The 21,643-nt window shown below is 44.7% G+C and carries 21 protein-coding genes and 1 pseudogene; 4 read left to right on the top strand and 18 right to left on the bottom strand.

Annotated elements, in window-relative coordinates; genetic code table 11:
- Nucleotides 1–23: 23 nt before the first annotated feature.
- Nucleotides 24–596 carry an esterase/lipase family protein gene (locus QVE09_RS01240; RefSeq protein ID WP_315936072.1) on the bottom strand — a complete coding sequence of 191 codons (573 nt, stop codon included), beginning with the start codon at nucleotides 594–596 and terminating at the stop codon, nucleotides 24–26.
- Between the two features lie 192 nt (nucleotides 597–788).
- Nucleotides 789–1,097, bottom strand: a complete 309-nt coding sequence (locus QVE09_RS01235) for a hypothetical protein (protein ID WP_315935304.1) — start codon at nucleotides 1,095–1,097, stop codon at nucleotides 789–791.
- Nucleotides 1,098–1,259: 162 nt separating this feature from the next.
- On the opposite strand from QVE09_RS01235, the gene QVE09_RS01230 reads away from it, so the two are divergent.
- Nucleotides 1,260–2,492, top strand: a complete 1,233-nt coding sequence (locus QVE09_RS01230; RefSeq protein ID WP_315935303.1) for a GAF domain-containing sensor histidine kinase — start codon at nucleotides 1,260–1,262, stop codon at nucleotides 2,490–2,492.
- 46 nt (nucleotides 2,493–2,538) lie between these two features.
- Nucleotides 2,539–2,964 carry a hypothetical protein gene (locus QVE09_RS01225; RefSeq protein WP_315935302.1) on the top strand — a complete coding sequence of 142 codons (426 nt, stop codon included), beginning with the start codon at nucleotides 2,539–2,541 and terminating at the stop codon, nucleotides 2,962–2,964.
- Nucleotides 2,965–3,061: 97 nt separating this feature from the next.
- Here QVE09_RS01225 and QVE09_RS01220 read toward each other — a convergent pair whose 3' ends face one another.
- Nucleotides 3,062–3,484 (bottom strand): hypothetical protein, encoded by a 423-nt coding sequence (locus QVE09_RS01220; RefSeq protein ID WP_315935301.1) that lies wholly within the window; start codon nucleotides 3,482–3,484, stop codon nucleotides 3,062–3,064.
- Nucleotides 3,485–3,693: 209 nt separating this feature from the next.
- Here QVE09_RS01220 and QVE09_RS01215 point away from each other — a divergent pair.
- Nucleotides 3,694–4,509 (top strand): annotated as a pseudogene (locus QVE09_RS01215) (glycosyl hydrolase family 18 protein); the annotation flags it as partial.
- 357 nt (nucleotides 4,510–4,866) lie between these two features.
- On the opposite strand, the gene QVE09_RS01210 reads toward QVE09_RS01215, so the two are convergent.
- The 8 genes from QVE09_RS01210 to QVE09_RS01175 all read right to left on the bottom strand — a co-directional run bounded on the left by QVE09_RS01210 (nucleotide 4,867) and on the right by QVE09_RS01175 (nucleotide 14,061).
- Complete coding sequence (locus QVE09_RS01210; protein ID WP_315935300.1) at nucleotides 4,867–6,018, bottom strand: Ger(x)C family spore germination protein; 1,152 nt, start codon at nucleotides 6,016–6,018, stop codon at nucleotides 4,867–4,869.
- Between the two features lie 54 nt (nucleotides 6,019–6,072).
- A complete protein-coding gene (locus QVE09_RS01205) occupies nucleotides 6,073–7,176 on the bottom strand; it encodes a GerAB/ArcD/ProY family transporter (RefSeq protein ID WP_315935299.1) in 1,104 nt (367 codons plus the stop codon).
- A gap of 40 nt (nucleotides 7,177–7,216) precedes the next feature.
- Nucleotides 7,217–8,626 carry a spore germination protein gene (locus QVE09_RS01200; RefSeq protein WP_315935298.1) on the bottom strand — a complete coding sequence of 470 codons (1,410 nt, stop codon included), beginning with the start codon at nucleotides 8,624–8,626 and terminating at the stop codon, nucleotides 7,217–7,219.
- A 199-nt stretch (nucleotides 8,627–8,825) separates the two neighbouring features.
- The gene (locus tag QVE09_RS01195) at nucleotides 8,826–9,707 is read right to left on the bottom strand and encodes a carbohydrate ABC transporter permease (protein WP_315935297.1); all 882 of its coding nucleotides are present in this window, start codon (nucleotides 9,705–9,707) and stop codon (nucleotides 8,826–8,828) included.
- Between the two features lie 15 nt (nucleotides 9,708–9,722).
- A complete protein-coding gene (locus QVE09_RS01190) occupies nucleotides 9,723–10,613 on the bottom strand; it encodes a carbohydrate ABC transporter permease (protein ID WP_074094979.1) in 891 nt (296 codons plus the stop codon).
- Between the two features lie 98 nt (nucleotides 10,614–10,711).
- Nucleotides 10,712–11,977: an ABC transporter substrate-binding protein gene (locus QVE09_RS01185; protein ID WP_315935296.1), complete on the bottom strand. Its 1,266-nt coding sequence runs from the start codon at nucleotides 11,975–11,977 to the stop codon at nucleotides 10,712–10,714.
- Nucleotides 11,978–12,062: 85 nt separating this feature from the next.
- Nucleotides 12,063–12,947: an AraC family transcriptional regulator gene (locus QVE09_RS01180; protein WP_315935295.1), complete on the bottom strand. Its 885-nt coding sequence runs from the start codon at nucleotides 12,945–12,947 to the stop codon at nucleotides 12,063–12,065.
- Between the two features lie 118 nt (nucleotides 12,948–13,065).
- Nucleotides 13,066–14,061 (bottom strand): LacI family DNA-binding transcriptional regulator, encoded by a 996-nt coding sequence (locus QVE09_RS01175; RefSeq protein WP_237175773.1) that lies wholly within the window; start codon nucleotides 14,059–14,061, stop codon nucleotides 13,066–13,068.
- Between the two features lie 164 nt (nucleotides 14,062–14,225).
- On the opposite strand from QVE09_RS01175, the gene QVE09_RS01170 reads away from it, so the two are divergent.
- Nucleotides 14,226–14,651 carry a MaoC family dehydratase gene (locus QVE09_RS01170; protein ID WP_315935294.1) on the top strand — a complete coding sequence of 142 codons (426 nt, stop codon included), beginning with the start codon at nucleotides 14,226–14,228 and terminating at the stop codon, nucleotides 14,649–14,651.
- Nucleotides 14,652–14,720: 69 nt separating this feature from the next.
- Here QVE09_RS01170 and QVE09_RS01165 read toward each other — a convergent pair whose 3' ends face one another.
- The 7 genes from QVE09_RS01165 to QVE09_RS01135 all read right to left on the bottom strand — a co-directional run bounded on the left by QVE09_RS01165 (nucleotide 14,721) and on the right by QVE09_RS01135 (nucleotide 21,536).
- Nucleotides 14,721–15,911 carry an aminotransferase-like domain-containing protein gene (locus QVE09_RS01165; RefSeq protein ID WP_315935293.1) on the bottom strand — a complete coding sequence of 397 codons (1,191 nt, stop codon included), beginning with the start codon at nucleotides 15,909–15,911 and terminating at the stop codon, nucleotides 14,721–14,723.
- A gap of 179 nt (nucleotides 15,912–16,090) precedes the next feature.
- A complete protein-coding gene (locus QVE09_RS01160) occupies nucleotides 16,091–17,239 on the bottom strand; it encodes an NAD(P)/FAD-dependent oxidoreductase (protein ID WP_315935292.1) in 1,149 nt (382 codons plus the stop codon).
- Between the two features lie 6 nt (nucleotides 17,240–17,245).
- Nucleotides 17,246–17,965 (bottom strand): methyltransferase domain-containing protein, encoded by a 720-nt coding sequence (locus QVE09_RS01155; RefSeq protein WP_315935291.1) that lies wholly within the window; start codon nucleotides 17,963–17,965, stop codon nucleotides 17,246–17,248.
- The gene (locus QVE09_RS01150) at nucleotides 17,952–19,109 is read right to left on the bottom strand and encodes a type III polyketide synthase (protein WP_315935290.1); all 1,158 of its coding nucleotides are present in this window, start codon (nucleotides 19,107–19,109) and stop codon (nucleotides 17,952–17,954) included. The genes QVE09_RS01155 and QVE09_RS01150 overlap by 14 nt, the downstream gene beginning before the upstream one ends.
- Nucleotides 19,110–19,339: 230 nt before the next feature.
- Entirely contained in the window at nucleotides 19,340–20,224 is an 885-nt protein-coding gene (locus QVE09_RS01145; protein WP_397386986.1) for an alpha/beta hydrolase, read from the bottom strand.
- A 154-nt stretch (nucleotides 20,225–20,378) separates the two neighbouring features.
- Nucleotides 20,379–21,077, bottom strand: a complete 699-nt coding sequence (locus QVE09_RS01140; RefSeq protein ID WP_315935288.1) for a hypothetical protein — start codon at nucleotides 21,075–21,077, stop codon at nucleotides 20,379–20,381.
- A gap of 105 nt (nucleotides 21,078–21,182) precedes the next feature.
- The gene (locus QVE09_RS01135; protein WP_315935287.1) at nucleotides 21,183–21,536 is read right to left on the bottom strand and encodes an MmcQ/YjbR family DNA-binding protein; all 354 of its coding nucleotides are present in this window, start codon (nucleotides 21,534–21,536) and stop codon (nucleotides 21,183–21,185) included.
- Nucleotides 21,537–21,643: the final 107 nt, after the last annotated feature.

Genomic DNA, 21,643 nt, shown 5'->3' with positions numbered 1-21,643 from the left:
GAATGCACATTTTGTATGTTAAGCTACTCATTCAACGCAGTTTTGATCAGGGCGTTCACCCGTGAGTTAAACAGCAGACCGATATGGGATACGAGGGAAACGGAAATGTTGTTCGCCCCGTTCAACCGAGAAAGTGTCGGGGACACAATTGTATCACTGGTGGAATAGATTGAAGTCACCTTTATTCCACTCGGAGCTGTTGTTGTGGTCAATCGATTAGCCCCGCCAAGGGTAATCAATTTATCCACTTTGGAAGCGCCTCCACGGTTAAGTATGTAATAGAGACTATTCGCTCCACCCATGCTATGAGCTATAATATTGACTTTTGTATGACCCGTTTGGTTTAGAACATCATCTACGAATCGACTAATTGCTGCGGAGTTCAACAGTTGATTTCCTTGTTTGCTAGGAAGGTCAATCGCGAATAATTCGTCTCTTGTCCACCCTTGGCTACGCAAATAACTCTCAATTGCTGTAAAATTGCTATCTGAACCGGTCAATCCATGTACCAATACAATGGGTGTACGTGCCGTAGCTGCAGAAGCCTTTGAACTCGATCCTATCCCAGGTACCGATAAGGCAAGGATCATACTCATAAATACAACAAGTATTAATTTAGTCTTTTTCACTTCATTCACTCTCCTGTAAAATAATTTATATTCCATATATTACAAGCTAACATATGGAATATAAATTATAAATGAACCTTTAGTCCTATTTTACAGAGTTATCCAAATTATACTTCGAATAACATGATTACCTTTTATCAAACTCTAGTTCTCTACTTCTTATCCTTCAACGATATCTGCACGTAGATCCGTTGCAATCTCAATCATTTTGGGTACAATTGCTTCGTTAGAAATAGCTACATACAGATCCCCCATGTACAAACGAAAAGCAATCTGTGCACCCTCAAGGTCCCACATAAAAAAGTCCCCCTCGATGGTCATGGTGCTCTCAGCTCCTACAATGTTAAGAACCGGTGAATAGGTAAAATCGGGTTGGGATTCGAAGTAGAGTTTGCACTCTTCCAGCGAGATGGATTGTTCCACATTGCTTTCTTGCATGGATCGGGTAATTCGAAAACGCTGATTCATTGATTTGCCTCCAAAACTTGATTAATATATACATGTTCCACAGCATTATATTTTCTCATTTCCGTCTTCCACTGTCAAAACCATACATGCCCTATTCTTCGAATTCATATATACTGAATACAGTGCACAACGAATTTTACAATCAGGAGGAGTCAAATCAATATGTTGAAAACAGAATTCATTGATGTACTATCCATAGTCTCACATAAATTATATGATTCGGCTGCTAATGTCATGGACACAGCAAGCAGGTTAATTCCTGCAAATACGTTTTGTATCGCTCAGTTGGATCATCTGTCCACCAAAGTTCTGAACGTATATAATCGCGACAAACTAATCCTTGGTGAGGGGCTGGTCGTTGAGAACGCCGAGTCATACTGTGCACTCGTGACTGAACATTCCCAAGGCCCATTAGTAATCAATAATAATCTAACACATCCATTAACCAGACATATGGACGCAACCGAATTCGTAGGTGGATGCTCATTTGTCGGTGTACCCATACATAATGAGAACGGAGAAATTTACGGCTCCCTTTGCTCGTTTGATCAGGATTTCTATTCCTATCAACAAAAGGACGTGGATCTGCTTCTCTCCTTATCTTCATTTTTCACGAGTCTGCTTGAGATGGAAACGACGCTGCAACAGTTAAAACATGCGGAAGAGACCGCTGCAAAAGTGCTTGAAGAAAAGAAAAATTTGCTGGCCGTTCTCAGTCACGAAATCCGGACGCCAATGAATGGTGTTCTTGCCATGGCCAATCTGTTGCAATCGACCAGGCTGAATGAGGATCAATCGTTATATGTTAATGTCATTGAGTCAAGCGGCACCAGCCTTCTGTCGATGATGGATCAAATTCTGGACTATTCCAAAGCAGAAGCCGGTGCGATCTCTCTGGAGATCAAGCCCTATAGTGTCACTGAGACAGTTGAACATGTATTACAACTATTCTCTTCTGAAGCACAGAAAAAAGGAATTAGGTTGTACGCAGAATATAATATTAATGATCATCTGATGCTTATGGGCGATCAGCACAAAGTTCGTCAGATTCTAATCAATCTCGTTGGGAATGCGCTTAAATTTACGGAGAAAGGGGAAGTTTGTATCTCCACTCAGGTATCTGCTGATACAGTTGGTACTCTCCATGCATCCTACGAAATAAAGGATACGGGCATCGGCATCCCGCAGGATCGTCAGGATCTCTTGTTCAAATCCTATTCCCAGATTCATGGTAATTCAGGAAAGTATGGCGGAGCAGGGCTTGGCCTGTCCATCTGTAAACAACTCGCTGAATTAATGGGTGGCATTGTATGGCTTAAAGATTCCAGTGATTTGGGTAGTCAGTTTGTCTTTAATATTTCCAGCACTGCACCCACCGTCCATGCGAATATCTGAATAATGAATATATTATTCTATCTTAGAAAGATAGGAGGTATATACATTGACGCAATTTCTAGATGCACGGACATCCCAGAATGCCGCCTTGTTTAATTCCATCTCCATACCGATTCCAGTGATTTTAACGCCCCAATTATTCGGCCAGATTGGTCTCATAACCGCTGGAGCCGGAACCAATCTAAGAGTTTCATTAAAAGGAACCATCACGGTGCAATTGCCGCGTGCACTTTTTATAGTGAGAATTACTGTTGTAAGAGGAACAATCGCAACCGATCCAATAGTTTACTCCGTAAACCACACATATGGTCTGAATGGTCTGCTTAACCCTGAAGTGATTGTCTTCTCTGCCACTGACTATAACCCACCGCTCATGCCCCAATTAACCTACACCGCATTTATCAGCACAAACCTGCTCGGTACTACTCGGGTGGGACCCGAAAACTTCGACGGATATGTCGTTTCAGATTAAAAAAACACGTATAACCCCAAACCTCTAATCGGTTTCCCGTAGATTAGAGGTTTGGGGTTATTTATACAATTAACTTAACTACTTCTAAAAAGACCTATTAATCGATTACAACAAATCCATCAAAATTCTCGGGACCAACACGGATTGTACCCAACAAGTTGGAGCTTACAAAAGCAGTGTAGGTTAATTGTGGTAAAATCGGTGGATTGAAATCATCGCCTGAGAATGTGATTACTTGTGGTGCCAGTACACTTAAATCAAATGTGGATGTAGCAGAATAAATAACCGGGTCTGTTGACAAGGTACCTCTTACAACGGTAATCGTTATTCCCACAAGAGCTAAAGGTAATTGTACAGAAACCGTCCCTTTAAATTGAACTCTGGGATTCGCTCCCGCTCCTGCAGTTTGCAGACCAATCTGACCAAAGAGTTGCGGGGTATTTATGACTGTTATTGGAATAGCTATTGAGTTGGCCAAACTGGCATTCTGTGATGTTCTCGCATCCAGAAATGTGCTCATAAATCTACCTCCTAATGTTGGGATAGGATAGTATATTCGTAACGTAATATTGTGTTTGGACTTCTAACTCGGAAGAATCTATTAAACAGCGATATGGTATATATGACTATATTTCGGATCTTATTTGGAACTATATGAAAATTTTGTTATGCTACATATGCTAGATTACTAGATTTTGTTAGAAAAAATGATTCTATTATTATGTAACAAGTTGGAGGAGACAGAGAGCCTTTTATGCGTTGCACTCCTTTCAGGAAAAGGATCTTATCACTTCCATGAATTCCGTAGCCTTTGGCTGGAGCCGAATTGATCGTGAAGGTCAGTTCACGCTCCAAGGGGATGAATACCGTCTCCCTGCTGCTGCGGGTGACATTACACCCCAGTCCATCGTTGCTGACGCAGCAGATCAACAGATCCAACCGCAGCTCATGGTGTATGCATTGGACGGAAACGGCGAACTGACCAAAGTTCTGAGCGACAGCAGCCTGCGGCAGAAATCGATTGAAGGTATAACTACTGCTATCGAAGAGCATGGTTTTGGCGGAGTTGTTCTGGATTTTGAAGGACTTGGTTTTAAACTGGATGCGGTAGAACAACAGAAGTTACTCAATTCGTATGTAAAGCAACTAAAGAGTTCCTTGCCCCAGGACACAGCATTATCTCTAGCGGTACCACCGCTAAATAGTGCTTATCAAGGTTATGATTACAAGACACTTGCCTCTATCGCAGATGATCTTATTATTATGGCCTATCAGTATAATCCGGTTGGCACCAAATCTCAGGTACCTGAGCCCAATAGTCTTGTAGATCAGGCGATTCAATTAGCCATACAGGCCGGTGCCCCGAAGAACAAGCTTTTTCTTGGTATCAGTCTAAGCAGTGAAACGCCCTCCTCTGTAGATGACAAGCTTGGTCTTGCCAAACGTTATGACCTCAAAGGAGCCGCGTTCTGGCGTCTGGGTCTGTTCCGTTCCTACAATACCAAGATGGAAGATGCCGTGAACGCTTCTGTGATCAAAGAATAGACATCTTTGAGTGGATGCAGCTCACTACTCACTTAAATAAAAGAAGGACCACACCTCTGGTAGGCAGAGACTTGGTCCTTCTTTTCCTATCATCTCACTTCATAAATTTATCCACACTTCCAAATATAAGCTTCACAAACTGGGTAGGACCAGGCAAACGGGGCTGAAAGAGAAGAATGATCCCAATTACTGCCACCACTGCAGTAATTCCCGCGCTCACTATTCTGGCTCGCTTCTCTTTGCTACTCTTCCACTCTACATACACTATCGCAGTCGCCAGCATCAAAATCCCAAGGATTGAGCCTAGTTTCAAGCAATCACCTCTATTCTCAGGCTTGTAACAGGAGCCGATTGTGTTCAACTTTCGTCCTCATCAGGTATCCCCTGTGGTCCTGTTGATTTTCCAGTACGTTCTACGTGAGCATCTACTTTGACTTCCACGTCCAATTCAGGATAGATGGTTTCCCAGTTCTTCTCCTGCGCCTTCCATTGATGCGGATAATATCTGCGGAATTCAACTGCGAATTTGAAAAAATCGGAGCGCAGTTCCTTCTGCGACATGTTTAGAGCATCATGAGCCAAAGATGTGAGCTTAGCCGACCATTCCTGTTCCAGTTTAGTTAACACGGCGGGATCCGTCAGATTGGCATCTGTCGTATTTAACACCACTTCTCCCCTGGTTTGGATGTCGACCTTCATGCTCCACTGTTGGTTCACAATTCGCGGCTTCAACGAGGTTTTATTTTCAATGAGTCTTATCGAGAAAGAACCTTTTAACGGCTTAGACTCAACAGGCATGATAATGTTGTTCAGTTCTTTTCCGAGTAGTAATACACCTACGCTTAGTGGTTCTTTGACCGTCTTGACATAGCGATCCTTCTTATACAAGCTCAGACCTTTCACATATGGTGTCGTTGTCAGTTTATCCTGATCGGGCTCCGGGGGTAAGATTAACATGCGAGACAAAATGGCGGAACTGCTCGGACCTTCAATAGATTTAGCCAGTTCAAGCGCAGTAACACGTGTACCTAGCTTCAGATTGGCCATCTCACGCAACGATTCAGCAGAACTTCGCTCCAGTGGATCAAGTAACGCAAGGATATCTTTCGCAGCCTTTTCGCTTGAAAAGACATATGCATGCTCCCTGAACTGAGGGTAACGCAGGAAAAAATCGATGTACTCGCGAATACCGCGTTTGCCGGCTTGCTCACTAATGATGATGACTTCGCAGTGGCCCCAGAACATATTCCGAGGAACTTTACGTTGCAATCGATTCAATGCCTCGGCAATTGTACTTCCTTCCGCTGTTCGAATCATGGTAACCCCGCTTGGACTGCCTCCACTCCCACTGCTATCCCCTGCACTCGCCTTTCGCGGAATGAAAATCTGTGAAGTCAGTTGTACTTTTCCATCTTCGTAATCTATACCAGTAGCCAGCACAATAGCCAGGTCGTTAATCTCGATGCGATCCCAGCATCCACTTAAAAGAACACAACACAATATTGGCATTAGTAGTACCCTATATATTCTCAAGTGTTTCTCCCCCATCAATCAGGTGTTCGCTCAATTCTTTCTGAAATGTGCCCACCCTTTCTTCAGCCATGCGATGCCGTAGATCATAGCCGGAAGGATTAATAAAATGCTGATGGTATACAAGTTAGCTGAAGCGCTAACCAGACTGGCAATACCGGAGCCGCCGGACACAACCCAATAAGCAAATACCATACACAGGAACGAAAGTGGACCAACTACAGGTTTGTAGTCCCGCAAACCAAACCATTCCGCTGTTGAAGTAGCAAAGATATAAAGAAAAACGGAAATTTTAACGAAAATACCAAATATCCAGACTGCAATAATAAGAGACTCGATATGTTGCAGGAAGTCCGCAATGGTTATATATCTTGCTGCGATCATGACCGGAAATACAAATGTATCCGTCAAATCACCAATTAAAAACAGGCAAAACAGATTGGTAACCGTCATTGCGGTTGTTGTGAATACAAGGGAACCCAGCATGACCCGGGTTGTTCGTTTTTTTTCATTCACATACGGTAGCAGAAAAGCCAGCACGATATATTCACTAAACCATGCAGCAGGTGCAGCGGCTCCCGTAAAAATGGGAATTGGACCTTTCTCCATGAAAGGAAACAGCTCGGCAGGATTCAGTTCTCCAATCAACAATATGAAGATCAAAGCCAGCAGCACGATCAACAGGGTAACAAACACCTGAGAGGTTCGTCCGACAACTTCGATCCCGAGTCTGACATTAATCGCACATACAACAACCATCGTACCCATCACAATAAACAAAGGTGTGCGCGGAAGTGCATTATTGACAATGAATTCACCGTATTCCCGGATAATCAAGCCCGTCAGGTGGGGCAAGAAAGCGATATATATCAGGCCGAATAACTTGCCCGGAATCCGACCGAGGATCATTACACTGGATTGTATGAGCGTTTTTCCAGGGTATAGACGATCAAGTCCAACGGAAATACCAATGGCAGCCAATCCAACGATAGAACCTATAATTGGAGTCATCCACATGTCATGGCCCGCATAATGCATGGTAATACCCGGCACAGACAATATGGCAGTCGCTAGAATGGCAGGAAAGATCAAGAATGCCAATTGCGTCTCCGATATTTTCCCTTTGTCAGTTAACATGTGTAATCCCGCTCCCTTGATTGCTTGAGTATGGGTTGTTCTAGTCTGGTTTGTTTCTTGGTGCCGGTCGCCACCATACATCCTTGAGTTCCTTGCTCATCGTAGGGGCTATAGGTGACAGATAAGGTGTTCCGAATGAACGAAGACTGCTCAGATGAATAACAACCAGGATGACTCCCAGCATGACACCTGTAAGTCCCAGCGTTCCCGCCAGAAACATCATAGGAAAACGCAGTAATCGGGTCGCGATGCTGGCAGCATAGCGGGGTATCATGAAAGAAGCGATACCGGTAATCGCAACAATGATAATCATGGGGGCTGACACAATTCCGGCACTCGTCGCCGCTTGCCCAATAATTAGGGCTCCCACGATACTGACCGCCGATCCGACCTGCTTCGGCAATCGGACGCCAGCCTCACGTAGTGCTTCAAAGGCGATTTCCATAATGAGCGCTTCCACCAGTGCAGGAAAAGGGATCTCTTCTCTCGCCCGAGCAATACTGAGAAGTAATACAGTAGGAATCATCTCCTGATGAAACGTAGTAATCGCTACATAAGCCGATGGAAGCAGCATGGATAAAACAAAAAAAACGTATCGCAGCCAGCGTACAAAAACACTCATAAACACATTTTGATAATAATCTTCGGGGGATTGTAACATGGAAAAAATGGTCACTGGCGCGATAAGGGTAAACGGCGTTCCGTCAACGAGAATAGCAAACCGACCTTCCAGCAAGTTGGAAGCAACGACATCCGGGCGCTCTGTCGCAATCATCTGTGGAAATGGGGAGTATCGCTGGTCGACAATGCCTTCTTCAATGTACTGACTCTCCAGTACGTCTCGAAGCTTTAAATCAGCAAGTCGTGTCTGCACTTCCTTGACCAGTTTGGGGTCAATAATCCCCTCCATGTATACAAGTGAAATACTGGTGTTAGTTCGATCTCCCATGTTACGTGTATGGAGCTTCAACGCAGGTGTCTTGAGACGTTTGCGCAGAAGAGACATATTCATGGTCAACGATTCTGTGAATCCATCCCTGGCACCGCGCACGGTTGATTCAGCTAAAGGTTCTTCGGTTGAACGATTTGCGGCTTGGTATAGAGGGTATGTAGTTCCGCCTATTGAACCCTCCAGCAGTAACAGAGCTTCCCCCTCAAATATGGCCTGTACTGCCTGAGTGGTCGTTTCAACATTCTTAACAGAGGCTAGGGGAACTTGTGCAGCTTCGATCCCCATTTCCTGAATGGGCGTTAGTACCTGTCGTTCCAGGCGCTCCGTATCGCATACACCAACACAATATACGCATAACGCTGAAGTAAGACACGCCGTTTGGAATGTATGAAATACAACGTCCGAGCAACCCGCAAAAACGGAGCGTAACATTTCTTGATCAACAGCAAGATGTCCGGTTAATGGCAGGTCCTGTTGTGTTATCGCTGATGTGTCCATGACGCCTCCCCTTTCCGTGAATGCTCCGTCCAGATATTCTCAGTTAAAGGTATCCTTTACTTATCAGATGGGATATATACGCAAAATATAGAATGCCAAAAAAGCCGCCCTCATGAGCGACTCTGATGATATAGAACGCTATTCATTCCTATGAATCCGTTGATCTTGCTCTTTGCAATTCCCTATTTTCTATTGATCACTATCCTTTCACAGCACCCAAAGCAACACTTCCAATAATCTGTTTGGAAAATACAGAGAATACAACAATAATAGGCAGGATTGAGATCGCTACACCCAAATACAAGAGCCCATAATCCATCCCATAGTAACCCTGCACTAGCGCAACCAATACCGGAAGCGGATATTTATCCAGGGAGAAAAACAGCACAAGCGGTGTTAGGAAATTATTCCATGATCCGATAAATGTGAATATGCCAAGGGCAGCAATCGCTGGCCCCAGAATAGGCAGTACAATCTGATTAAACGTCCGGAACTCACCGGCACTGTCCACCCGTGCAGATTCAATAATCTCATCCGGGATGCTGCTCTCCATGAACTGTTTGATAAAGAATACATTAAACGCGTTAGCCGCAGCAGGCAAAATAATGGCGGCATAGCTATCCAGAAGGCCCATCATGCTGAATAGTCGATATACACCAATCAGAGCCAGTTGACCCGGCACCATCATGGTTGCTAACAGAAACAAGAACAACCAGTTCCGCCCTTTGAATTTAAATTTGGCAAAGCCATACGCAGTTAAAGCCCCAATATACAGAGATAACACGGTTGATGTTCCGGCAATGAATATACTGTTGGCAAACCCGCGCCATATGTTGATTTTGGATACCATGTTCATATAGTTATCAACCAAGAATGAGCCCGGGAGAAATGTAAACGTCGAAGCAATCGTTGCATTATTATGTGTGGAATAGATAAGCATCAGATAAAATGGAATAATACAGAGCACGGCTAGACCCACCAACAGCAGATAGATGATGATCTTGCCAACCGTCAGTCGCCTTGTGCTGGCATAATGCTGAATCGCTGCATTTGGTTGTTCCATTGATTTCGCAGTTTGCATAAAGAACTCCCCTCCCTATGAACGGCTCTTGCGCTTGGTCATGATGAAGGATGCAACAGACAACAATATGATAATGATGAACAGGCAAAATGCTATGGCAGCGCCGTAACCAAAACGCGTGCTCTGAAATGCTACATTATAGAGATACATAATACTGGTCATGGCTGCCCGGTCAGGACCGCCAGTTCCATTGGTCAGTGTAAATGGCTGATCGAAAATCTGGATGCCCCCAATAATAGATGTAATCATCTGAAACAGAATAATTGGACGGAGCATCGGCACGATAATATGAATGAAAATATGTTTCTTTTTCGCGCCATCCATCTGGGCAGCCTCCAGCAGAGAAGGGTCAATGCCCTGAAGACCAGCTAGGTAGATGACCATGGAATAGCCAAAGTATTGAAAAAACAAAATGGATGATACAATCAGACGCATAAACCAGGGATCATTTTTCCAGTTAATTGGATCTTGTATTATGCCGGTTTGCACCAAAAAATGATTCAGTCCGCCAGACTGCCAGTCAAAAATCAAGCTGACAAGCAATCCAAGTGATGCAGCCGTAACGATGTTGGGAAAAAAGTATACGGCTCTGAAAAAGTCCCGTCCTTTGAGCAGCTTATCATTCAGGATAAAAGCCAACACAAGTGAGATTGTGAGTTGTGGAACTACAGAAACGCCCCAGATAAATAACGTATTAAACAAGGTTTTGTAAAACAACGGGTCTTGTAATACGGCGACGTAGTTACCGATCCCTACAAAGTCAGGTGTCGTGATGCCATCAAAGTTGGTGAAACTGATGTAGAGCGAATATAAAATGGGATACAGCCCAAAAGTGGTGAAAATAATAAAAAACGGAGCAATGAAGTAGTAGCCGTAATGGTCCTTCCGAATCGTTTTGGCAAACATGTTCTATCCCCCCAGTTATCATCGGATGTGTATAATCATTCGCTTACTTCTAGGGCGTGTCTGAAAACTGCGAAGAAAGTTTTCAGACGCGTCCTAAGCTATTCCACTTCCAGCTCTGGAAATCTCAAGGTAACATCACGTTTGATTCGCTTTACGACTTCTTCCTTGGTCTGAATGTCCTTATTGAGATATAACTGGAGTACAATCTTGTAGATATCATTGTTAATCGTGGCATCATATTTGGTGCGTTCGTATACAGGAACCCGTTTTGCAGCCTCCGAGAAAAACTCGAAATGCTTCTGTCCTCCCAAATAGGACGATGAGAGCGACGAGGCAAGTTCATCATTCACAACCATGTTGCTGGTAAAATAATCCTGCTCTTTTGCGAGCTCCGACAGAAAGTCGTGGTCAAAGTTATAGAACTCGATAAACTTCCAGGCGAGATCTTTTTTGTCACTTTTACTATACATCGCTATATAAGTTCCTCCTGCACTAAACGCTGACGGTCCCTGAGCCAAGCCCCACATGCCTTCGGTATCCGGGGCGTTTGCCTTGAACGTATATTGCAGTGCCCAAGTTGCCCCGGGATAGAACATGACCTCTCCTTTTTGCATGGATGCGGCGTAACCGGCACTTCCATCTTCATACTCGGCAAGTACATTCCGCTCACGTGCTTCACGTACAAGATCGAGCACTTCCAAGTAGGTTGGATCGATGACAAGCTTGCCATCCTTCACCCAAGGTATACCATCATATGAATTCGATATAGCGTTCCAATTCGCTAATGCATGTACTTTATTTCCGCTAAGTTGCTGTACCTTCTCTCCAATCTCGAAGATCTTCTCCCATGTATCAATCTGTGAACCCACCTGCTCAGGATCATCGGTACCCAGATATTTCTTCGCCAAATCCCGACGATAGTAGATGCCCCCTGGTGTTCCCTGATAACCTATTGCCCTGACATTTCCTTCACTATCCTTTTCATTGGCCTGTACAAAAGCATATTGTTCCTGAATAAGTTCATTGGCGTTATACGGCGAAGCGGATAGATTCTCCAGATATGGAACGTCAATCAGTTCTCGAATATTCGCATTTTCAATCATAAATACATCTGGAGCCTTCGAGGTTGTCTGTAGGGCAGATTTCAGCTTGGTGATATAGAAATTACCGGGGATGTTGACAAAGTTCACTTTGATGTCAGGATATTTCTGTTCGAATTTCTCGATGGCGTACCCTGCTTCATCCGTAAAACTCCACACGGTAATCTCCTGTTTCTTGGTTTGATTTGATGGACTGAACTGACAACCAGCTAACAACATCGCTGCACATACAAATACAATAGTTGGCTTAAACCACTTCTTCATAGGCCCCCTCCTTCAAAAAGGAAACGCTTACAATTTATTAGAGTATATTGATTTTGGAGAGGGCTTTCTCCACAAATATTGTGCATTACCCTTCATATTTTGTGATATTCGTACGATGTTTCTTACGAAATTCGGAGGGCGTGCAGTCATTATATTTTTTAAAAAGACGATTATAGGAGTTAACATTGTTGAATCCATGTCCGATCGCAATCTCCAGAATCGTATCCTGACGGAACAATAAGGCCCACTCTGATTTGATAATTCGAAAATGATTCAAGTATTCCATCAGTGTTACTCCCTTGATCTCTTTGAACAGCTTGCAGACATGGAACTTGCTGAATTTAATATGTTCCGCAACCTGTTCTAGCTTGATCGGTTCAGCATAGTGCTCCTCCAGGTATTCACAAACCGATTCAAGGAATTCAAATTTTTTGGAGGAAGTACAGGGCCATCCTGAAGATGATGATTCATCGGTGGTATCCGGTACTCTTGTACGCAATAAAAGTATGATGAGATCATACAATCTGGATACCATTAACCATCGGTATCCCGGCTTTTGATTTTTCTTCTCGGTAATGATGACATCTATATATTGAGCCAGATTGCTCTGACTTCCCGTATTCGAGGGAATAACTGTTGTTTTGTTGAAAAGTTGCCCGAGATCGTGAATTTCAGCTTCGGTCGTGAAACTCCCCGTTAACAATTCGAGTCGGAACAAGATAATGGTCAAATGTTCGGTCCCCGGCAAAAAGCAGTGCACATCCCCTGGTTTGATCAGCAGCACATCCCCTTTTTCCAACTCACACACGTGGTCGTTCACGCCAATTCTGGCGATCTTACCATTGACGAGAACCAGTTCAACCTCATCATGCCAGTGTGCAGCATAATTGAACTGATTTCCTGTATGAATTACCCGAATTGGGAAACCTTCTTGCATATGGCCTGTCTCCAAAAAAGTGGGTACGCCCATCGTATCAACCTCCATTTATTTCCAACACAGAAAAACTCCTCGTCTTTATATTATGCATAAATGGCTACTCTCCTTTCTTTTTAAATATTTAAAATTTTATAGAATGAAAAAAAACTCCTCAACTCAGGTTGAGGAGCCGAACAGAATCACGTTCCACGCATTGGATGTCCAGTGTATATAACGTCTCTACGATCTCTCCGTTCAGCAGTTGGAAGAGAACATGACCTGCAAGCTGGCCTGCATCCCTCTTTGGCTGACGAAATGTGGTTAAAGGTGGATTCATGTACTGAGATGCAGGTATATTGTCAAAGCCAATTACGGATAACTGCTCAGGTATTGAGATATCATGCTCCCTGAAGGCTTCCAAGCCGCCGATCGCCATTTCATCATTTGCAAAAAATACAGCGGATGGCAGCTCTCCTTCAAGCAGTTTCTTGGCTGCATTGTAACCATCTTGCTTCATGTATTGTCCACCAATTTTCCATTCGGGGTTCTCTTCGATGCCTGCCTCCTTCAAGGCTTTCAAATAACCTTGATAACGATGGAGATTACATTCCGATTGTGACGGGCCACTAATATAAGCTATTGTCCGATGCCCTTTATCGATCAGATAACGGGTAGCCAAGTACCCGCCTTGCGTATCACTCATCAAAACCTTTACAATATGTTGAGCATCCAGATCCCGATCCATGACAACAATAGGAAACCCTGCTTCAGATGCTTCAATCAGCAACTGATCTTGAATATTCTGAGCGATAACAATAGCTCCGTCAATTCTTCTTTCTCGAATATAACGATGAGCTGTTGATTTCTCTCCACCCAACGAACTACATACAATCATATCGTATCCATGACTCATAACGACGGTTTCTATTCCATTCACCAAATCCGAGAAATACGGGCTGGACATGTCATGGACAATAATACCAATGGTTTGTGTACTATTTCGTTTTAATTCCGATGCAGGACCATGCCTAACGTAATTGAGCTGACTTGCTGCCTCAAGTACTCGAAGTCTTGTCGGCTCACTTACATTCCCTTTATCGTTGAGTACGCAAGATACGGTCGAACTGGCTACACCAGCCATCTTGGCTACATCTTTAATCGTTGTCATCATATATACTCCTCAAAGACAGTTTCATCTGTTTAGTTCATTATGGCAGTAACACAGCAATACACACGGGATAGTTCACTAGCATTTTAACACGTCAGTCCAGTCATGTCTCTTAGCAAAACATCAACTACGAAAAAACATATTTAAGAAACCGAGGTGCCTTCATGAGATTTAGTGAATATGTAATAGGTCAGCGTTACGAAACCACATCCTTGGCATTATCCAAGAGCGATATTATGGAGTTTGCCACAATCTATGATCCACAGTACATGCATTTGGATGAGGAAAAGGCCAAGCAAGGCCGCTTTGGCAGTTTAATTGCTTCTGGCATGCAAACGATGAATATCTCCTTTAAATTATGGATTGAGGTCGGCATCTATGGAGAGCATGTCGTTGCGGGCACCGGTATGAATAACATTCAATTCCTGAAACCTGTCTTTCCGGATGATGAACTTCATGTCATTGCAGAAGTCATTGGATTGACTCCCAGACGAAAAGGGAATGGGATAGTTACCGTGCTGCTGAGTACTTTTAATCAGAAGAATCAAAAGGTATTTCAGGCAGAATTAAGTGCATTGATTGATAATTAAGGCTGAGAAAGGCGAAAAAGAAGCCGCCAATTGGCGACTTCTCATGGATATATTGCGTTTTTTATAATATTAAGCGTTATAACCTTTCAATACCTGCCCCAAAATCTCTACACCCTTGACAATCTGTTCGTCTGACGGGGTTGAGAAATTAAGTCTGATGGCATTACAAGGGTCTTTCTCGTTCACCAGGAATGCATTTCCCGGTACAACCGCAACCCCTTGAGCTGCCGCTGTCTTGGCATAATCAAGCATGGGCACATGTGCTGGCAGGTCACACCAGAGGAACAGTCCACCATCCGGTTGGGTATAGGTAATGGACTCACCCATATGTTCTTGCAGCTTGTCCATCATCAATGTTGCTTTTCTCCGATATACCTCACGAATACTGTTAATGTGCCCTGCGTAGTCATACTCTGTCATGAACTTGTATGCCAGGATCTGTGGAAGCATGGCCGTATGTACATCTTCTCCCTGTTTGGCAACAACCATCTTCTCCACCACTTCATGTGGCGCTTGTACAAAACCAACGCGCAGTCCTGCTGACAAAATTTTAGAGAATGATCCAACATAGATGACCAGACCCTCATCATCCATAGATTTGATGGTTGGTACATCATCTCCATTGAATCGAAGCTCTCCGTACGGGTTATCTTCCAAAATCATAACGCCATACTTCTTAGCCAGCTCGTATATGGCCTTACGTTTTGCAAGACTCGTCGTTACACCAGTCGGATTCTGAAAACTCGGGATCACGTAGATCAGTTTCACATTGGGCTCCGTTTGCAGCGCCTGTTCCAGCTTCTCGATATCCATACCGTCCATCTCCATCGGAACACCGGCAAGCTTTGCACCGGATGCCCGGAAGGAGTTCAGGGAACCGATAAAGCTCGGACTCTCACAGATGATTGTATCCCCTTCATTACAGAACACTTTACAGGCAAGTTCAATCCCCTGCTGTGCTCCAGATACGATGAACAATTGATCGGATGGTTTACCGGTATCAAAACCGGTCTTCAAATGTTGAGTCAATGCTTCCCTGAGGGGAACATATCCTTCCGTAATCCCATATTGCAGAGCCGTGACCGGGTCATGCTCCAGAATAGATTGAGTGAATGTGCGAATCGCCTCAATAGGAAAAGTTTCCGGAGCGGGGTTTCCCGCAGAGAATGGAATTACATTTTGCCCCGAAGAAGCCTTCAGAATCTCACGAATAATGGATGGTTGCAGTGCTGCGATACGATTGGAAAATGAATAGTTCATCTTAAATAGTGCCTCCCGACATTTCATCTGAATTAACTCTCTATCATTACATTAGATTCTATTATACGAGCATTTCCCGAATTTCCAAACTGTCTTCACAAAATTAATGATTGTACGCCAAAAAAGAGGCCGCCGTCAGCAACCTCTTTCGCAAAAGTATTGAGCACAATTTCAGCCTATCAGCGCGCTGCGTTCATCTCGGATAACCGTGTGGCCTTAACGACATAAGCGGCTAGACCGGGGATCATCCGGGCCAGACCAGGATAGAATTTATTGGATTTGGCAAAAGCCAGCTTTTGAATTCTTCTTGCGCGTCTGAGCAATTGGGTGAATTCCCGGCTTGCTTCCAGCGTGTAATTACTCTGCCAATCGGCATGTTCAATGTCGCCTTGAAGGTACTTGTCAGTCCACCTTGCACACAGGAGTGAGGAGCGAAGGGCAATGGACATTCCGTCTCCACATAAGGGAGGTATCATTAGCATAGCATCCCCAATATGCGGATATTGGGACCACGGTTCAGGAACATTGGACAGATGTAGCGGCGCAATCGACACTTGCGTTCCATCTACAGGCTTTCCTTCGGCTAAACGGGCTGCCAAACTCACGTTCGTCAGGGATGCCGCCTGTAAAATATCGTTTACAGACTTGCCACTTCCCTGGACGGTATCTAGTGTCAACAATGCGGCGACATTCACAATGCCATCCTCAATCGGGGAAATGCCCACGTAGCCACCCTCGCAAAAATATAACTCTACCCGTGCGGGAATCTCAATTCCGCTGAAGTGGGACTTAACGCCAACATATACGGTTTGGTCCCGCAGATCAGGTGCGGAAGCCATCCCGCGCGGCTTTTTGGTCCCATGTGCTCCGATAACGGCTTTGGCTCTGTAACTGATTCGCTCATCTCCCTGTTTCACCTGGACCTCATAACTGGCATCCTTATGCTGCTCGATGCTCGTTATGGTCGCTTTGGTCACAATCTGGGCTCCGGCGTCCAGAGCCTTCTGATGCAAAATCTGGTCCAGCTCATATCGACTTATGCCATATGCGAATCCCGGAAGCGGTGCTTCGATCACTCCGCCTTGTGGCATAACGATTTTGGCATGATCCATGGTGCTGGGTTTCTTCGACTGGTCCAGAAGGTGAATGTCCAGAACTTCTAACATCTCCTTGGTTTCGGGTGACATGAACTCACCGCAGGTTTTGTGCCGCGGGAACTCCTGACGATCCAGCAAAAGGGTCCGATGACCTTTCCCTGCCAGTTGCATTGCACACGTACTACCGGCAATCCCGGCTCCGATGACAATCACATCTATCGATTTCGACACGTAAGTTCACCTGCCTTTCGTGGGAATAACAACAGAGTAACGGAATAATGGCTTCCATTCATAGGTCATCGTATCATGATTGAGACGTTGTTTAAGTTCCTTCCAATCTCTCCCTGTGAAGCCTTTGGCTACAGATAGTGGCCCATCATGACGAATATACCGATTGCGCGAGATCATTCGTGTTGTAATCCAGACCGCTTTATAGGATACCGGATGGCGGTGAATATCATTAATGACGACACCATATCTCGATGCTCGCAGCATATGAGAAACCATATCAACCAACTGATCTCCGTCAAAATGATGCACAAACTGGGAACCTGTCACGATATCTGCGGAAGCATCCGGCAGTTGTGTAAGATCGGCACGTTGTACCCTGACTCGGGGTTCGTCACGGAATAGTTGTCTTGCTTCCTCACACGCCTCTTCCGTCAGATCGACCAGCGTAATCTCCAAATGAATGCCCTGACGATCCGCCCATTGCAGTAGTTTCTGGTTCACATCCCCTGAACCTGCCCCCACATCCAGAAGAGTCAGCTTATCCGGCCTTCCGACAGAGTTCCATAACTTCTCTACACCAGCCAGAGTTGGGCCAGGTGCTGCAAATATTTTGTTAAGACGTCTCAGATGTCTAAGCGCTTCACGCAACTCCTCCCCTCCCAGAGAGAAGTCATCCATCAGTTCATCTTCCTTGGCTCGGATGGACAATGTTCTAAAAAAGGACATGATCGTGCTCCTCCATCACTGAAGATAATGAGGGTACATAAGTGAATTTCATCAGCTCTGCGGTGAGTCCCGGTCCAAATGCCATGGCTACACCATCTGTGGAGGATTGAACCTGTGCCTTCATGTCCTCACGCATCGCGTTCAGTACAAACAGAATGGTATTAGAGGATAAGTTACCATACGTTCTGAGGACATCCCTGCTATACTTCGTTTGCTCGTCTCTCAGCTTCATTACATTCTGTACAGAGTCAACAATCCCGCGTCCTCCCGGATGAATGGCCCACAGTTCTGGAAGCTGTTCACTTTGCAATAACAGACGCAACTCCTTTTCCAGATGAACACCTAACAGCTTCGGAATACGAGGGGATAGATACAGGTCATACCCCAGATTCCCCACCTCCCACGTCATATCTTCAGTCGAATCCGGAAGAAGTACAGAATAACCCGTTCCCAGACTCAGAACATTCTTGTGCTGAGGTTCTGGTGTGCCCACCACACAAGAAGAAGCAGCGTCTCCAAAGAATGAAGCTGCAAACAGCGATTCCCTATCTTGTACGGGCTGAAAATGAATGGTGCACAACTCTACACAGACAACAAGCACCTGTGATGCCGGAGCACCCTGCACGACATCTCGTGCCATCTGAATGGCTTTCAACCCTGCAGCACACCCCTGAAAGATCAGCGGCAGTCGATTAACACGGGCAGACAAACCCAAATGACGGATGAGCATAACATCCAGACCCGGCAGATATTGACCGGTACAGCTGACCGTGATGATATGTGTGATGCTCTTTGGAGATACGCCTGAATCCTCCAGGGCTTTCTCTGCCGCCTCAATCCCGAGCGGAAGCGCCTCTCGCTTGTATGTATTCATACGTTCTTCAGTTGTCGGGACGTCTGATCGCTCACCAGAGGGCAGATAACGGCATTCTTCCAGTGAACCTAGATAGCTCGGTTCCACGGTATATCGAGTTTCAACACCACAGGACTTGAATATTCGCCTGGCAAACCGGGCCAAATCTGGCCGATCCTGAAGAGAAGAAGTGATCAGCTCTGCAATATCTGACTGCGCAACGGGGTGAACAGGTAGAGCCGTTCCCATGCCAAGAATCGCGATATCGGATGGACTGTTATATTGGTTCATAATAAACCTCCTGGTATTGGTCATTATTTCCTCTAATTTAACAACTCTTACCCTTAACGATATCGTTATAATCTCAAGAAGGCTCCTGATCTAGTTTATTAACACATCTGCAAGCTCAGAAGCCTGGTTTCAACAAGCCATCGAAGCAAACACACTAATGAACCAAAAAAAGCCGCCATTAGGCGACTTTAAGGTAAACATATTCCTTCTAAGCGTCATTGTGATGCACGTTATTTGGAAAATACTTCTCTGATCTTGTCACTCATCAGGTACCAGGCATCCTCAGCCATCTCGAGATCGCCAAAATGCGTAAATCCATGAGCGGCTCCCTCGTACTCCTTAAGTGTCACCTTCACACCGCTTGCTTCCAGGCTTGCTGCATATGTTCTTGCTTCTTGGGCAAGTGAATCTTTCTCCGCGGTAATAATCAATGCTTCTGGAAGACCCTCTAATGATGTTGCGAGCACAGGTGAAGCCAACGGGTCTTGCGCATCTTCTAGCGTTTCAAGGTACATGGCATTGAACGTTCTTGCGATATCGGCTGGAATGGCTTCTTCAAAACTCGGTTTCTCGGCAGGATCTGTAGCCACATCCAACACGGCATAATCCATAACTTGTAGAACAATCGGCAGCTCGCTACCACGTTGCTGGTTCAGCAAACACACTGCTGCAGCAAGATTACCACCAGCACTATGCCCCCCAATAGCGAATAGAGACGGGTTAACCGATAAGGATTGCGGATTGGTGTGGACCCACTGTACAACGTCGTAACATTCATGGACCGCCGTTGGGAACTTGTGCTCTGGTGCAAGACTGTAATCGATATTAACGACCACACAATCAGATCGATCAGCGATCAGGCGACACCATGGATCATCCATCTCTGCTTGTCCTAAGATGAAGCCACCCCCATGCATATTGAAGAAGGCCGGCAGAGGAGCGGAATGATCCCTATCGGGTGTATACACGAGTACACGCGTATCACCTTTCGTCGTAGGAATCATGACTTCTTTTAATGTGACAGCATATGTGGAACTGGGTTGAAGAGCTGCACCTGTACCGACGACATTTTGACGCATACGTTGTACCATTGCCAGTTGTTGTTGTTGATCCAAAGATATCACTCCTTTAATTGATCGCCAATACTCCTTACGTTGTCACTTAAGTATAGATGACACTCGTCTATTCCGTCATGTGCAATTCATTCGATATGTATTGATCAACATGCTCAAACGTGGACCAAACTTACCTTCCCCTGCCATTGATGCTTCAAAGTTCGCATTCAGTACCAAGAGATCGGTTTGGATCCGCGCTTGTTTCCTTCTTTTTGTGGAACATCATCCAGACCCCCAATAAACAAAATAAAACGCTGCACCCCATGCCAAACAAGCTACTGGTTTTTAAGGCAAGAGGTGAGCCTTGCATGGTAAGTAATGTCGCTTGGGTCACCACGATGGATACCATCGCATCGGTGAAGTTAATCATTTTCAATGTAGATGTAATCGGGTTATGGAGATGACGGTTAGCCCAGGTGCCATACACGGCAAAAGCCAGCTTGGTAAAAGCAACTGTAGATACGATATACACGATGATACCCTCATATATGAAGGCATCGCCGATTAGATACATTCGAAGGCAGACCATCGAATAGGATGCGCCCAGTAGACACAGAAACAGACCTCCGCGCTTATATACCGTAAGCTCCAATCTATATCTTTCTTCGGGAGACTCCATCCTCTTGGTAACTGTATATTTATGGAGCACTTGGCCTTTCGCCACACAGAGGATCAGATAATATACGGCATTCGTAATGAACCATCCCGAAAGCAGATATATGCCCAGGATTAACTTGCCTATCCCTGTTACAGCATTGATAACAAGGGATGCCACATTAAACAAGGCCGTTCGATCTTGTTTATTTCCAAGGTAATGGAACCAAATAGATTTCAAATATGTCTTCATTTTCATAGGATATTCATTCTGTTAGAGAAGCAGACCATTAGCCTTTTCACCTACCTCTTAAGTCTCAATAACATGATGAATGAGGTGTAGAGAAAGTGGTATACGTTCTCCTCATTCGACAAGAGATTCCCGAACGCTTTTTGGAAGGGATTTGATAACCATATCATAAGAATGATCGATCATGACGTAAACATCCTCATCGGACAAGGAACCATCCAGCGTAATGGTATTCCAGTGTTTTTTGTTCATATGATATCCTGGTTGAACTGCTTCATGTTGCTCTCTCAGGTTCTCTGCAATAATGGGATCACATTTTAAGTTTAAGCGACAGTTTTTTTCTTTGTTTTCAAAAATAAGCGCGAACATCTTACCCGCAACCTTAATCGCGACTGGATCAGGCCCAAATGGATAATCCTTGGTCGCACCTTTTTTCTCCAAACTGTATTTAATCATCATATCCTTCAAGTCATTACCTCCCTTTCACCAATGGACGATATAATGATACCGAATGTAAGTTCGTATGTAAATAAGCTTGTTGCACATAAAAGCACATAATAAAACCTCCTCCAAAT

The sequence above is a fragment of the Paenibacillus sp. ClWae2A genome (genome assembly GCF_032452295.1).
Taxonomy (GTDB): domain Bacteria; phylum Bacillota; class Bacilli; order Paenibacillales; family Paenibacillaceae; genus Paenibacillus.
Note: the sequence above shows the minus strand (reverse complement) of the source record. Positions and strands in the feature narration are given on the sequence as shown.

What these genes read in the sequence shown, in the direction of transcription:
- QVE09_RS01240 (WP_315936072.1), bottom strand. Translation starts at nt 596, where the DNA reads ATGAGTATGATCCTTGCCTTATCGGTACCTGGGATAGGATCGAGTTCA.
- QVE09_RS01235 (WP_315935304.1), bottom strand. Translation starts at nt 1,097, where the DNA reads ATGAATCAGCGTTTTCGAATTACCCGATCCATGCAAGAAAGCAATGTG.
- QVE09_RS01230 (WP_315935303.1), top strand. Translation starts at nt 1,260, where the DNA reads ATGTTGAAAACAGAATTCATTGATGTACTATCCATAGTCTCACATAAA.
- QVE09_RS01220 (WP_315935301.1), bottom strand. Translation starts at nt 3,484, where the DNA reads ATGAGCACATTTCTGGATGCGAGAACATCACAGAATGCCAGTTTGGCC.
- QVE09_RS01210 (WP_315935300.1), bottom strand. Translation starts at nt 6,018, where the DNA reads ATGCCAATATTGTGTTGTGTTCTTTTAAGTGGATGCTGGGATCGCATC.
- QVE09_RS01205 (WP_315935299.1), bottom strand. Translation starts at nt 7,176, where the DNA reads ATGTTAACTGACAAAGGGAAAATATCGGAGACGCAATTGGCATTCTTG.
- QVE09_RS01200 (WP_315935298.1), bottom strand. Translation starts at nt 8,626, where the DNA reads ATGGACACATCAGCGATAACACAACAGGACCTGCCATTAACCGGACAT.
- QVE09_RS01195 (WP_315935297.1), bottom strand. Translation starts at nt 9,707, where the DNA reads ATGCAAACTGCGAAATCAATGGAACAACCAAATGCAGCGATTCAGCAT.
- QVE09_RS01190 (WP_074094979.1), bottom strand. Translation starts at nt 10,613, where the DNA reads ATGTTTGCCAAAACGATTCGGAAGGACCATTACGGCTACTACTTCATT.
- QVE09_RS01185 (WP_315935296.1), bottom strand. Translation starts at nt 11,977, where the DNA reads ATGAAGAAGTGGTTTAAGCCAACTATTGTATTTGTATGTGCAGCGATG.
- QVE09_RS01180 (WP_315935295.1), bottom strand. Translation starts at nt 12,947, where the DNA reads ATGGGCGTACCCACTTTTTTGGAGACAGGCCATATGCAAGAAGGTTTC.
- QVE09_RS01175 (WP_237175773.1), bottom strand. Translation starts at nt 14,061, where the DNA reads ATGACAACGATTAAAGATGTAGCCAAGATGGCTGGTGTAGCCAGTTCG.
- QVE09_RS01170 (WP_315935294.1), top strand. Translation starts at nt 14,226, where the DNA reads ATGAGATTTAGTGAATATGTAATAGGTCAGCGTTACGAAACCACATCC.
- QVE09_RS01165 (WP_315935293.1), bottom strand. Translation starts at nt 15,911, where the DNA reads ATGAACTATTCATTTTCCAATCGTATCGCAGCACTGCAACCATCCATT.
- QVE09_RS01155 (WP_315935291.1), bottom strand. Translation starts at nt 17,965, where the DNA reads ATGTCCTTTTTTAGAACATTGTCCATCCGAGCCAAGGAAGATGAACTG.
- QVE09_RS01150 (WP_315935290.1), bottom strand. Translation starts at nt 19,109, where the DNA reads ATGAACCAATATAACAGTCCATCCGATATCGCGATTCTTGGCATGGGA.
- QVE09_RS01140 (WP_315935288.1), bottom strand. Translation starts at nt 21,077, where the DNA reads ATGAAAATGAAGACATATTTGAAATCTATTTGGTTCCATTACCTTGGA.